Origin of the sequence: Micromonospora sp. NPDC049891, from assembly GCF_040660295.1 — a bacterium.
Taxonomy (GTDB): domain Bacteria; phylum Actinomycetota; class Actinomycetes; order Mycobacteriales; family Micromonosporaceae; genus Micromonospora.
Genome location: NZ_JBFAML010000006.1, coordinates 22,072 through 34,062 on the forward strand (window position 1 = coordinate 22,072; position 11,991 = coordinate 34,062).

Annotated in this window: 11 protein-coding genes and 1 pseudogene; 5 read left to right on the forward strand and 7 right to left on the reverse strand. The window is 71.5% G+C overall.

Annotated elements, in window-relative coordinates:
* Positions 1 to 2: 2 nt before the first annotated feature.
* On the forward strand, positions 3 to 890 hold the full coding sequence (gene sucD / locus AB0I71_RS10125) for a succinate--CoA ligase subunit alpha (RefSeq protein WP_357582954.1): 888 nt from the start codon (positions 3 to 5) through the stop codon (positions 888 to 890).
* 41 nt (positions 891 to 931) lie between these two features.
* Here sucD and AB0I71_RS10130 read toward each other — a convergent pair whose 3' ends face one another.
* Positions 932 to 1,192: a DUF4190 domain-containing protein gene (locus tag AB0I71_RS10130; RefSeq protein ID WP_357582956.1), complete on the reverse strand. Its 261-nt coding sequence runs from the start codon at positions 1,190 to 1,192 to the stop codon at positions 932 to 934.
* A 179-nt stretch (positions 1,193 to 1,371) separates the two neighbouring features.
* On the opposite strand from AB0I71_RS10130, the gene AB0I71_RS10135 reads away from it, so the two are divergent.
* Entirely contained in the window at positions 1,372 to 2,664 is a 1,293-nt protein-coding gene (locus AB0I71_RS10135) for a DUF6350 family protein (protein WP_357582958.1), read from the forward strand.
* Between the two features lie 187 nt (positions 2,665 to 2,851).
* On the opposite strand, the gene AB0I71_RS10140 is transcribed toward AB0I71_RS10135, so the two are convergent.
* Both AB0I71_RS10140 and AB0I71_RS10145 read right to left on the reverse strand, forming a co-directional pair.
* Complete coding sequence (locus AB0I71_RS10140) at positions 2,852 to 3,556, reverse strand: DUF4190 domain-containing protein (protein WP_357582960.1); 705 nt, start codon at positions 3,554 to 3,556, stop codon at positions 2,852 to 2,854.
* A 7-nt stretch (positions 3,557 to 3,563) separates the two neighbouring features.
* Complete coding sequence (locus tag AB0I71_RS10145; protein WP_099849780.1) at positions 3,564 to 3,863, reverse strand: CD225/dispanin family protein; 300 nt, start codon at positions 3,861 to 3,863, stop codon at positions 3,564 to 3,566.
* Positions 3,864 to 4,017: 154 nt separating this feature from the next.
* Here AB0I71_RS10145 and purN point away from each other — a divergent pair.
* Together purN and purH are read left to right on the forward strand one after the other, a co-directional pair.
* Positions 4,018 to 4,629 (forward strand): annotated as a pseudogene (gene purN, locus AB0I71_RS10150) (phosphoribosylglycinamide formyltransferase); the annotation flags it as partial.
* Positions 4,630 to 4,632: 3 nt separating this feature from the next.
* Positions 4,633 to 6,204, forward strand: coding sequence for a bifunctional phosphoribosylaminoimidazolecarboxamide formyltransferase/IMP cyclohydrolase (purH, locus tag AB0I71_RS10155; RefSeq protein WP_357583353.1), 1,572 nt, complete (start codon positions 4,633 to 4,635; stop codon positions 6,202 to 6,204).
* 184 nt (positions 6,205 to 6,388) lie between these two features.
* On the opposite strand, the gene AB0I71_RS10160 is transcribed toward purH, so the two are convergent.
* Both AB0I71_RS10160 and AB0I71_RS10165 read right to left on the reverse strand, forming a co-directional pair.
* The gene (locus AB0I71_RS10160) at positions 6,389 to 6,685 is read right to left on the reverse strand and encodes a hypothetical protein (protein ID WP_357582962.1); all 297 of its coding nucleotides are present in this window, start codon (positions 6,683 to 6,685) and stop codon (positions 6,389 to 6,391) included.
* On the reverse strand, positions 6,682 to 7,065 hold the full coding sequence (locus AB0I71_RS10165; RefSeq protein WP_357583355.1) for a hypothetical protein: 384 nt from the start codon (positions 7,063 to 7,065) through the stop codon (positions 6,682 to 6,684). Before AB0I71_RS10165 ends, AB0I71_RS10160 begins: the two co-directional genes overlap by 4 nt.
* A 504-nt stretch (positions 7,066 to 7,569) precedes the next feature.
* Between AB0I71_RS10165 and AB0I71_RS10170 the strand changes: the two genes are divergently transcribed.
* The gene (locus AB0I71_RS10170) at positions 7,570 to 8,991 is read left to right on the forward strand and encodes a helix-turn-helix transcriptional regulator (protein ID WP_357582964.1); all 1,422 of its coding nucleotides are present in this window, start codon (positions 7,570 to 7,572) and stop codon (positions 8,989 to 8,991) included.
* Here the strand turns inward: AB0I71_RS10170 and AB0I71_RS10175 are convergent, their stop codons facing one another.
* Together AB0I71_RS10175 and AB0I71_RS10180 are read right to left on the reverse strand one after the other, a co-directional pair.
* Positions 8,992 to 9,558 carry an NUDIX hydrolase gene (locus AB0I71_RS10175; protein WP_357582966.1) on the reverse strand — a complete coding sequence of 189 codons (567 nt, stop codon included), beginning with the start codon at positions 9,556 to 9,558 and terminating at the stop codon, positions 8,992 to 8,994.
* A 62-nt stretch (positions 9,559 to 9,620) separates the two neighbouring features.
* Entirely contained in the window at positions 9,621 to 11,990 is a 2,370-nt protein-coding gene (locus tag AB0I71_RS10180; RefSeq protein WP_357582968.1) for an EAL domain-containing protein, read from the reverse strand.
* Position 11,991 lies beyond the last annotated feature (1 nt).

An 11,991-nucleotide genomic window follows, 5' to 3' on the forward strand; every position in this document is an offset into this window, starting at 1 on the left:
ACATGGCTATCTGGCTGACCAAGGACTCGAAGGTCATCGTCCAGGGGATGACCGGTTCCGAGGGTTCCAAGCACACCCGCCGGATGCTCGCCGCCGGCACGAACGTGGTGGGCGGAGTCAACCCGCGCAAGGCGGGCACCACCGTCGACTTCGACGGCACCGAACTGCCGGTCTTCGCCAGCGTCGCCGACGCGATGAAGGACACCGGCGCGGATGTCACTGTCATCTTCGTACCGCCGCAGTTCACCAAGGCCGCGGTCATCGAGGCGATCGACGCCGAGATCCCGCTGGCCGTGGTGATCACCGAGGGGGTGCCGGTGCACGACACCGCCGCCTTCTGGGCGTACAACGTGGCCAAGGGCGAGCAGACCCGGATCATCGGCCCGAACTGCCCCGGTATCGCCTCGCCGGGTGCCTCGAACGCCGGCATCATCCCGGCGGACATCACCGGCTCCGGCCGGATCGGTCTGGTCAGCAAGAGCGGCACGCTGACCTACCAGATGATGTACGAGCTGCGGGACATCGGCTTCTCGACCTGTGTCGGCATCGGCGGCGACCCGATCATCGGGACGACGCACATCGACGCGCTGGCCGCGTTCGAGGCCGACCCGGACACCGACGCCATCGTCATGATCGGCGAGATCGGTGGTGACGCCGAGGAGCGGGCGGCCGAGTTCATCAAGGCCAACGTCAGCAAGCCGGTGGTCGGTTACATCGCCGGGTTCACCGCCCCGCCCGGCAAGACCATGGGGCACGCCGGTGCGATCATCTCCGGTTCGGCGGGCACCGCCGACGCGAAGAAGTCAGCCCTGGAGGCGGTCGGCGTGAAGGTCGGCAAGACGCCTACCGAGACGGCCAAGCTGATGCGCGAGATCATGTCCGCTGGCTGAGCGGAGCACGTCGCTGAGGGGTCGACCGGAAGGTCGGCCCCTCAGCGGTTCCAGTACGGGTAGTTCCCGGTCGCCTGGAGGATCAGGCTGATGACGATGTTCAGCACGCCGAGCGCGATGGCCACGTAGCCCAGCACCGGCGACTGGCGGTACCGGCGCGCGTCGCGGATCGACAACCAGCCGAAGACGATGCCGAGGATGCCGCAGCAGAGCAGACCGGTCACGATGCCGAGCACGCCCCAGAGGGTCGTGCGGTCCCGGCCGGCAGGCGGCGGCGGGGGCGGTGGATACGGAGCGTTCACGACTCCCCTTCCAGGTCACATGCTGCCGCGACGTTGGTCACGGCCCCTGTGCCGAGGCTAGAGGAGCCGGTGACCGCCCACGCCCGATCAGGCGAACTGGTCGATTCCGCCGTACCGTCCGCCGGCAGCGGGCGGGTGTCGGGCAGCCGGCGCCGGCCCGGCATGCCAGAGTAGAGCCGATGTCCTTTGTCACCCCTGACCAGCCTCGCCGGGCCACCGACGCCCGCGGAGCCGGCGTCCGGCCGCCCGGCCGGGCCGGCCCGCCGCGCCGGGTGCCCGCTGCGCGGGCGGCGCCCTCGGGTCGCAGCCACGCGCCGCTCGCGGTCGCCGCACTCGTGGCCGCCGTCGGGGCGGCCGTCACCACCTGGCTGCCGGTGGCGCTGACGCTGTGGCTGTTCCAGCTCAGCGAGGGCGCGGGCAGCCTGCTCGACGCCGCCCGGGCGGGAGCGGCGGGTTGGCTGCTCGGACACGGGGTGCCCCTGGCCACGGCCACCGGCCCGCTGGGCCTGGCACCGCTCGCGGTGACCGCACTGGCGGTGTGGCGGCTCACCCGGGCCGGCGTGCACGCCAGCCGGGCGATAGGTGCCCGCGGCGGCCGGTCGCCGGGCCGCACGCTCGCTGTCGCGGCGGCGGTCGGCGTCGTGTACGGGCTGCTGGGAACGCTTGCCGCGGTGCTGGTCGGAGCCGGTGGGCCTGGTGTGTCGCCGGTACGTGCCGGGCTGACCCTGGTGACCGTGGGCACGCTCGCGGCCGGTGTGGGCGCCGCCCGTACGACAGGGGTGGCGAAGGTCTTCGCCGAGCAGGCGCCGATGCCGCTGCGTGAGGGCGTACGTGCCGGCCTGGTCGCCGCTCTGGTGCTGCTCGGCGCGGGGGCCGCGGTGGCGGGGCTGGCTGTGGCGACCGGTGGTGGTGACGCGGCCGACCTGATCGGCGCCTACCGCACAGGTGTCGCCGGCCAGGCCGGCATCACCCTGGTCAGCCTCGCGTACGCGCCGAACGTCAGCGTGTGGACGGCCAGCTACCTGCTCGGCCCCGGCTTCGCGATCGGTACCGACACCGCGGTACGCACCAGCGAGGTCTCGGTCGGCGCGCTACCGGCCCTGCCGTTGTTCGCCGGTCTGCCCAGCGGCCCGGTCGACGGGCTCGGTGCGGTCACCGTCCTCGCCCTGCCCGTCCTGGTGGGGATGGCCACCGGCTGGCTGCTCGCGCGCCGATTGCTGCGACTGGCCAGCGCCGAACGGGCACGACTGTCCTGGCGGCGGCTGCTGGTACCGGCGGCGCTCGCCGGACCGGTGGCCGGTCTGCTGCTGGGCGCGGCGGCGAAGGCGTCCGGCGGGCCGTTGGGTGCCGGCCGGTTGGCCGAGGTCGGGCCGGTCGGTTGGCAGGTGGCGCTCGCGGCGCTCCTGGTCACCGGTGGCGGCGCGCTGCTCGGTGCCGCCGCCACCCGCTGGCTCACCCGCCTCGCGACCTGAGGTTCCTGCGGCGCTGGCGGGACCGACCAGGCCGCCCGCCACGATCCAGCCCGCCACGATCCCGCCCGCGCGCTGCTCGCAGCGGCGGTGACGGTCTGCCTCCGTTCCTCCGAGCGGAGGCGACCCTCCGACGGGCCAGGGGCGCCCCGGACGTACCGGGACGCCCCTGGCGGCGGGCAGGCACGTGTCAGGGGTACAGCGACCCGCCGACGTTCAGCGCCACCACCACGATCTGCAGCAGACCCAGCAGCAGTCCCACGACGCCGCAGATCAGGCCGGCGAGCGCCTGGCCCGAGTTGCCGGCCAGTCCCTGGTCGGCCTTCTGCTTGCCCAGCCAGCCGGTGATGAGTGCGGCCAACCCCAGCGGAATTCCGAGGTAGCAGCAGCTCAGCGGGATCGACGCGATACCGAGGATCATCGCGACCAGGCCGAGGGTGTTCTGCTGCCCCTGCGCGCCGGCGAAGCCCGCGTTCGGGTACATCGGCGCGCCGCCGTACGGCTGTGGGGCGTACGGGTCGGCGTAGGGCTGCCCGTAGCCCGGTTGTCCGTAGCCCGGCTGTCCGTAGCCCGGCTGGCCGTACGCCGGCTGCCCGTACGTGGGCTGTCCGTACGCCGGGGGCTGCCCGGCCGGCGGCGCGTACGGATCGTAGGGCGCGGGCGAGGCCGGCGGCTGGGCCTCCGGCTGGCCCGGAGCCGGGGGTTGCTGACCGTACGGGTCGGCCGGGGGTTGCTGACCGTACGGATCGCTCGGCTGGGCGTACGGGTTGGCCGGCGGCGGTGCGTACGGGTTGGCCGGCGGTGGCGCGTACGGGTTGGCCGGCTGTGGTGTGGTCGGGTCCCCGTACGGCGGCTGCTGGCCGTACGGGTCCTGACCGGGTTGACCGGGCTGCATCCGATGCTCAGTAACCGCTGGCGTTGCTGCCGCTCATCGAGCCCAGCAGGCCGCCGCCCAGGCAGCACACCAGGACGATCGCGAGCCAGGCGATACCGACGATCAGGGCCCACTTGGACCACTTCTTCGACTCGGCCGCCGCGGCCTGGGCACCGGCGTAGTCACCCTGCTGGAGCAGCGGGTTGACCTTCGAGGCGTTGATGATCGCCGGGATGGCCAGCGGCCAGAACAGGAAGATCGCGACGATCGACATTGTCATGTTGTTGTCGACCGGCTGCGGTGGCTGCGACTGGTATTCGGGCTGCATGACGACATGCTCCTTCGGTTGTTCGCTGACGGGTGCGGGCCCGGACATGCGCCGGTCCCAAGCGACCGGCAGCGTACCCGGTCCAGGCCAGTCCGGCAGTCACGCGACGCCGTGCTGCCCAGCGGATGGGCGCCGGCCGCCGGCCGGATAGGGTGTGCCGGTGACCCAGTCCGCCCGTATCGTCGTCCTTGTCTCCGGCTCCGGAAGCAACCTTCAGGCTCTGCTGGACGCGACCGCAGACCCGGCGTACGGGGCACGGGTGGTAGCGGTCGGGGCGGATCGCGACGGGATCGCGGGCCTGGACCGGGCCGCCGCCGCCGGGGTACCGACCTTCGTCGAGCGGGTCAAGGACCACCCGGACCGCGAACAGTGGGACGCCGCGCTCACCGCTCGGGTCGCCGAGCACCGACCCGATCTGGTCATCTCGGCCGGCTTCCTGAAGCTTGTCGGTCCGCAGTTCCTCGCTGCCTTCGGCGACCGGTACCTGAACACGCACAACACTCTGCTGCCGGCGTTTCCCGGCATCCACGGTCCGCGCGACGCCCTCGCCTACGGGGTCAAGGTGACCGGGGCGACCCTCTTCTTCGTCGACGCCGGGATGGACACCGGCCCGATCGTCGCGCAGGTGGCGGTGCCCGTACGCGACGACGACGACGTCGACACGCTCACCGAACGCATCAAGGAAGCGGAGCGGGGCCAGCTCGTCGAGCAGGTGGGCCGGCTGGTCCGCGAAGGTTGGACGATCACCGGAAGAAAGGTCACGGTCGGAGTGAACTCCATCCAGGACGGGCGCCGCCCGATCCGGCGGGCTCTTGTCAGCGTCTACGACAAGACCGGCCTGGCCGAACTGGCCACGGCGCTGCACGCCGCCGGTGTGGAGATCGTCTCCACCGGCAGCACCGCCTCGACGATTGCCGCGGCCGGGGTGCCGGTGACGCCTGTGGAGCAGGTGACCGGATTCCCGGAGATCCTCGACGGGCGGGTGAAGACGCTGCACCCGGCCATCCACGGTGGGCTCCTCGCCGACCTGCGCAAGGACGCGCACACCGCCCAGCTCGACGAGCACCGCATCGTCGGGATCGACCTGCTGGTGTCCAACCTGTACCCCTTCCAGGACACCGTCGCCTCCGGTGCCGGTCAGGACGAGTGCGTCGAGCAGATCGACATCGGTGGTCCGGCGATGGTCCGGGCGGCCGCCAAGAACCACGCCTCGGTCGCCGTGGTGACCGACCCTGACGCGTACCCGATGCTGCTGGCCGCCCTCGACGGCGGCGGCTTCACCCTGGCGCAGCGGCGGGCGCTGGCCGCCCGCGCCTTCGCCGACATCGCCGAGTACGACGTGGCGGTCGCCGAGTGGTTCGCCGCGTCGGTCGCTCCGGCCGCCGACGGCTGGCCGCACTTCGCCGGCCTGGCGTTGCGCCGGCAGTCGGTGCTGCGCTACGGCGAGAACCCGCACCAGGCCGCCGCGCTCTACACCGACCCGGCCGGTCCGGTCGGGCTGGCTCAGGCCGAGCAACTGCACGGCAAGGAGATGTCCTACAACAACTACATCGACGCGGATGCCGCCTGGCGGGCCGCGAACGATTTCGCCGGCCAGCCCGCGGTGGCCATCATCAAGCACGCCAACCCGTGCGGCATCGCGGTCGGAGCGGACGTGGCGGAGGCGCACCGCAAGGCGCACGCCTGTGACCCGGTCTCCGCCTTCGGTGGGGTCATCGCCGTCAACCGGCCGGTCTCGGTCGAGCTGGCCGGGCAGATCGCCGAGATCTTCACCGAGGTCGTGGTGGCCCCCGGCTACGAAGCCGGCGCCGTGGAGACGCTCCAGGCCAAGAAGAACATCCGGCTGTTGCGCGCGCCCGGCTACCAGCCGCGTCCGGCCGAGTGGCGGCAGGTCACCGGCGGCGTACTGGTGCAGGTGCGGGACGCGATCGACGCCGAGGGCGACGACCCGACCACCTGGCGGCTGGCCACCGGCGAAGCGGCCGACGAGGCGACCCTTGCCGACCTGGCCTTCGCCTGGCGGGCGGTACGCGCGGTGAAGAGCAACGCGATCCTGCTGGCTCAGGACGGCGCGACTGTCGGCGTCGGCATGGGGCAGGTCAACCGGGTGGACTCGGCCCGTCTGGCGGTCAGCCGGGCCGGTGCCGACCGGGCCCGCGGCGCGGTGGCCGCCTCGGACGCGTTCTTCCCGTTCGCCGACGGCCCGCAGATCCTCATCGACGCGGGCATCCGGGCGATCGTCCAGCCCGGCGGCTCCATCCGCGACGAAGAGGTGATCGACGCCTGCAAGCGGGCCGACGTCACCATGTACCTCACCGGCACCCGCCACTTCTTCCACTAGGCCAGATGGAAGGGCTCGGCGCGGTCCTGTGAAACGTGGGCCCGGGCCGCGTCCGTGCCCAATGCAACGCCCGCTCTCAGTCGATGAGCGTAACTGCGAGATGTTGGACAGTTTCCGTTAGGCGCTAACGGAAACTGTCCAAGATTTGGACCGAACCTGTAGCTGGAAACTGCGTCGCCGGGGGTCATCCGGTCTGGTGGCGTACGGCTCGGCCCGGTTCGGCTGGCACGGTTGTGATACGTCGCTCCGGTGCTTCCGGTGGCTGCCGGGTCCAGCCGACGAAGCGGCGGTGCAGCGCTCCGGCCGGTGCCCAGGGCATGTCCTCGGCGGCCCGGACGAGATAGCCGCCGAGGTAGAGGGCCAGCGACACCGGTGCGTCGGCGTATTCCGCCCGCAGCTCCCGCCGCCGCGTGGGGCACGGCCAGGGCAGGTCGCAGCCGCCGCAGCTCCAGATCGGTAGCACCGGGCCGTGGGTGGTCACCGCACACCGGCCAGGAACCGGGCGACGCTCGCGTGGGCCTGCCGGCTGGTCGCCCAGTCCACCTGCCAGCAGGGGTACGGGGCCAGTCGCGACCACCACGCCCGGCAGCCGGCACACATGCCGTCGAGCCCTCGGACGTGCACCGCGAGGATCGTCTGCTCCAGGCTGCCGGTCACTGCTCGTTCTCCTGCGGCCAGTGGCCCCGGTTGATCGGTATCCGGTGCCGGGCACGACACGGCAGGTCGGCTCCGCACCGGCAGACGCGCCGCCACAGTTGCCACGACCACACGGGCCGATGCCGCCGCGCGAAGGTCAACGCGGTGGCCGACAGGTACTCGTCGTACGTGACGCGTCGCCTGCTCGAAGCCGCCCGTCCGAATGAGTTGGACACGGTTCGGCTCATCGGGGTCTCCCTGGCTCAGGTCTGCTGGCTGGCTTGCCGGGCGTTTCCCTCGGCCGTTCAGGGCTGCCGTCGGGTGGTAGGCGTGCTGCGTGGTCGAGTAGCCGTCGTTGCGCTGCTGCCTGCTCGACGTCCTGGTACCGCTGTCCGGTCCCCGGCGGTGGTGGCGGTTCGGGACGCCGCAGCAGCCATCGCATCAGTCCGGGCAAGTGCGATCGGAGGGTCACCGTTCCGCCTCCTCGCTCAGCGTCGGGAGGGCGGATCCGATGGGAACTGCTGGACCGTGGAAGGGGCCTGCCCATGCCAGGTTCAGCGCGTTGGCGGCATCGACGTTCATGTGCGAGACGATTCCGCTGGACTAGCTGTGGCGGCCATGTCGGCTGGTCATGTCACGGTGACATGGGTTGCCTCGACCTGGTCGGACGGCGGCCCTAGGCTCCGGATTGAGCACCATGAGTAGTCGTCCGACGACGCTGGAGTCGCTGTGCTGTTCAATCATCTTCGGATTTCCGACGACCTCTGGTCGCGCGAGGACATCCGTGCGGCACTGGCTGCCCGCGATGTTGGTGCGTTGTTTCGGCTGCTCTCCCGGCACACCGGAGCGAGTCAGACCCGCATCGGTGCCGCCGTTGGCCTGGAACAGGGTTACGTCAGTCGGATCATCGCCGGCCGGAAGGTGACGTCAATCGACGTGTTGGAGCGGATCGCCGACGGCTGCGGTATGCCCGACGAGCCACGGATGACGCTCGGCCTCGCTCCGCGCCGGCGGTCATGTCTCCCTGACATGGCCGATCGTCGGGACGGCCGGCACAGTGATCTGCCGGCCAACCGCTCCTGGCGCGAGGATGTCCGCGCTGCCGCGCAGTTATGGGAAGGCGACGTGAACCGCCGAGAAGTGCTCCGTCAGACCGTGTTCAGCTCTGCCGCGTACACCCTGCCCGCGTTGCGCTGGTTCACCGCCATCAGCCCACCACCCGTCGCGCAGGACGGCCACCGAACGGTCGGCCAGCCCGACATCGACACCATCCGCGAGATGACCGCCACGTACCGGCGACTCGACAACCAGTACGGCGGCGGCCACGCCCGTGCCAACGTCACCCGCTACCTCCACCAGGAGGTCACGCCCCTGCTCACCGAGGGCCGCTACGACCCAGCGACCGGCCGCAAGCTGCTCACCGCCGTCGCCGAGTTGACGCAGCTCGCCGGCTGGCAGGCGTACGACATGGCCGAACACGGCCTTGCCCAGCGATACCTCACCCATGCCCTCGACCTGGCCCGCACCGCCGACGATCCCGGCCTGGGTGCCGAAATCCTCGCCGCGATGAGCCACCAAGCCACCTACCTCGGCCACACCGCCACCGGCGTCGACCTCGCCCGCGCAGCCAGACACACCGCACACCGCGCCGGAATCACCGTGCTGGCCGCCGAAGCGCTGGTCATGGAAGCCCACGCCCACGCCGCCGCCCGCGACTCGGCCGCCTGCGCCGCCGCACTCCACCAGGCGGAACAAGCCCTCGACCGAGCCGACCGCAGCGGCGACCCGCAGTGGCTCGGCTACTTCGACGAGGCATACCTGTCAGCCAAGTTCGGCCACTGCTTCACCGCACTCGGCCAACAGCGCCAAGCCGAACGCTTCGCCGCCCGATCCCTGCGCATGGACGAGCGCTACGTACGCGGCAAAGCCTTCAACCTCGCACTCCTGGCGACCATCCAGGCCCGCCACGGCGAGCCCGACCGCGCCACCTTCATCGGCGGGCAAGCCCTCACCCTGACCACGCAACTGAAGTCCGCCCGCGCCGTCCGCTACGTGCGTGACCTGCAAACGGACCTCATGGCGCACCGCCAGCGACCGACAGTCCGCAACCTCATCAACCGCATCGACGCGGCGCTCGGGCAGCGTCGCTGACTACAACTCGCCGTGAGCCTTACGCGCGACCAGTTCCAAAACCGCAATGACCGTACCGGCACCCACGATCTCCCCCTGGGAGAGGAGATGCCGGGCCTCCTCCAGCGGAATCCAAGCCACCCGCTCGGCCTCGTTCACATCGACCGGCGCACCGATGTGCTCCGCATCGCGGGCAAGAAACAGCAGGTTCTCCGCGTCTGCGGTCGCCACCCATGGCTGGAACGACAGCAGCGGCTCCACCGCACCCGGACGCCAACCGGTCTCCTCCTCAACCTCCCGGACCGCGCACGTTGCCGGATCCTCGCCTTCATCGACGTAGCCACCGGGCAGCTCCCACACCCAACGGTCGAACACGAACCGGTGCCGCCGCATCAGCAACAACCGCTGCCGACCGTCGAGCACCGCGACCATTGCCGACCGAGGCGCCCGAATCACGTACTGCTCGAAACGAACCCCGTCCGGCAACTCCACATCAGCGATGCTCAACCGCGCCCGCCGGCTACGGTCTACCACCCGCTCACCGTGGATCGTCCACCGCGTCGATCCGGTGCCCTGTTCTTCCACCATCCGGCCAGTATCCGACTAGCGTTCTATCTGCCGCCGCGCCAGATCGGCCCGCCAGTCCCCGGTCAGGTCGGCGGTCGGATGGCTGTCACGGTCCGCTGCCGGGCCAGCAGGCAGGAGATGCCGTCGGCGGTCATCGGTCGGGCCAGGTGGAAGCCCTGGCCACGGGTGTAGCCGAGGTCGCGGAGCACGGCGACCTGCGCGGCGCTCTCGACGCCCTCGGCGACGGTCTCCAGGCCGAGAGCGTGGGCAAGTTGGATCACCGCCCGGGCCACCGCCTGCCGGGCGTTGGCCGCCGCGGCCTGACCGTCGTCGATCTCGATTCCCTCGACGAAGGACCTGTCGAGCTTCACGATCGCGGCGGGGAAGGCCCGGAGCAGGCTCAGCGACGATTCGCCGGTGCCGAAGTCGTCAAGGGAGAGACGGATCCCCATCCGGTCGAGTTCGAAGAGGGTCCGGGAGACCTGCTGCCCGCGTAGTACCGCGGACTCGGTCACCTCCAGCACCAGCCGCTCGCAGGGCAGCCCGCTCTCGGCGAGCGCGGCCGTCACGTCGGAGACGAAGTCGGGGTCGTGCAGTTGCCGCGCGGAGACGTTCAGGCCCGCCTCCCGGAGTGCGTCCGGCCCGAACTCCAGTGACCACGCCGCCGCCTGGCGGCACGTCTCGCGCAGCACGAACCGGCCCAGCGGCACGATCAGACCGGTCCGCTCGGCGGCCGGGATGAACTCGGCCGGGCTGACCACGCCGCGCGTCGGGTGGTGCCAGCGGACCAGCGCCTCGACCCCGACCAACCGGTTGTCGTCGAGCCGCAGGATCGGCTGGTAGACGACCCGCAGTTCGTTGTCGTCCAGGGCCCGCCGCAGTTCGCCACCGAGCTGCATGTGCGCCAGTACCGGCTCACCCATGCCGTCCACGTAGCGTACGAAGCCCGCCTTTCCGCGCTGTTTGGCCGTGTACATGGCGACGTCGGCGTCCCGCAGCACCGAGTCGACTGTGGCACCGGGCGCGGCGTCGGCGATGCCGATGCTGGCCTGCACCAGCAGGCGGTGCTGGCTGATCGGGTGGTCGAGCGCGGCCAGCAGCCGGCCGGCCAGTTCCTCGGGGTCGGCGTCCGTGCCGGTGAGCAGGACGGCGAACTCGTCACCGGCGACCCGTACCGGCAGGCCGTCGTCGCCGACCTCGGCGCGCAGCAGCTGGGCGACCGAGACGAGCAGCCGGTCACCTACGCCGTGCCCGAGCAGGTCGTTGACGGTCTTGAAGTCGTCCAGGTCGACCAGGAGCACCGACGCGGGTGTCGTCGTGGTGAGCGCGGCGGCGAGGCGGTCCCGGAAGAGCACCCGGTTGGCCAGCCCGGTGAGGCCGTCGTGGCTCACCTCGTACTGGAGACGTTCCTCCTGGATTCGGGTGTTCCGCAGCAGCCGGGCGTTCTCCCGGTAGGCGATGAACTGCCGGGCGCTGACCAGCGCGGTCACCACCACGGCGGCGATCAGGACCACCCGGACCGGCCAGGTCAGGGGGGCGCCGAACGCGACCGCGAGCAGCGGCACGTCGACCGCCACCACGGCCAGGTACGGCAGCAGCATGCCGGTGCGGGCCTGATCGCGCCGGGTCCCGAGCTGGGCGCGCCACTGTGCCGTGACGCCGAGGGTGAAGAACACCGGGGTCAGCGGCATCACGATCGACTGGGCGGGGATGGCGGCGACGTAGCCGTACCGGACCGCGAGCACGGCGACGATCCCGGCGGTGACGCCGCCGCTGGCCGCGACGAATCGCAGGGCGACGCGATCCACCGGGCCACCGGCGATGAAGGACACCTTCGTCGCGGCGCCGACCGCGACCAGGAACGCGAGCCCGACAAGTGCCATCGCCTGCGGGCTCCACGGCTCGGCGGAGGAGAACATCGGGGCCAGCCCGACGTAGCAGAGCAGGGCCGCGCAGCCGAGGAACGCGATCATGCGGTCGAGCAGGATGCGCCACCGCTCGACACCGCCGGCCTCGACGACGGGCACCCGGGCGACAGCCCAGATGGCGACGATGAATCCGAGCGCCACGCAGGCCGCCGCCGGCAACGGCATGCTTCGGGTACGGGCCTCGGCGGCGTGCGTCAACATGTCCAGCGCCAGCCAGCCGTACCCGATCGTGATGGTGACCGCCGCGACGAGCAGCGTGCGCCAGAAGCGTCGGGGGACCGGGTCGAGGTCGGCGCGGCGGAGCAGATGTACGACGGACCCGGCGGCGAGGACCCCGCCGACGGGAACGAATGCGTACGCGAGCGCCTCGGTGCCGGCGCCGACCGTGAAGTTCGCGACGCACCAGGCGGTGCCGAGGGCGGCGACCGCGACGGTGGCCTGCACATACCGCATCGCCGTCCGGCTGTTCCTCGCGGCGACCCCGACCGTGGGGCCAGTCGTCGGTCGTAGCGCCACCTGCGTCACG

Bases quoted from the DNA above. Each gene is read 5' to 3' on its own strand.
- AB0I71_RS10175 (WP_357582966.1), bottom strand. From the start codon at position 9,558: ATGGTGGAAGAACAGGGCACCGGATCGACGCGGTGGACGATCCACGGT.
- AB0I71_RS10135 (WP_357582958.1), top strand. From the start codon at position 1,372: ATGTCCTTTGTCACCCCTGACCAGCCTCGCCGGGCCACCGACGCCCGC.
- AB0I71_RS10145 (WP_099849780.1), bottom strand. From the start codon at position 3,863: ATGCAGCCCGAATACCAGTCGCAGCCACCGCAGCCGGTCGACAACAAC.
- AB0I71_RS10140 (WP_357582960.1), bottom strand. From the start codon at position 3,556: ATGCAGCCCGGTCAACCCGGTCAGGACCCGTACGGCCAGCAGCCGCCG.
- sucD (WP_357582954.1), top strand. From the start codon at position 3: ATGGCTATCTGGCTGACCAAGGACTCGAAGGTCATCGTCCAGGGGATG.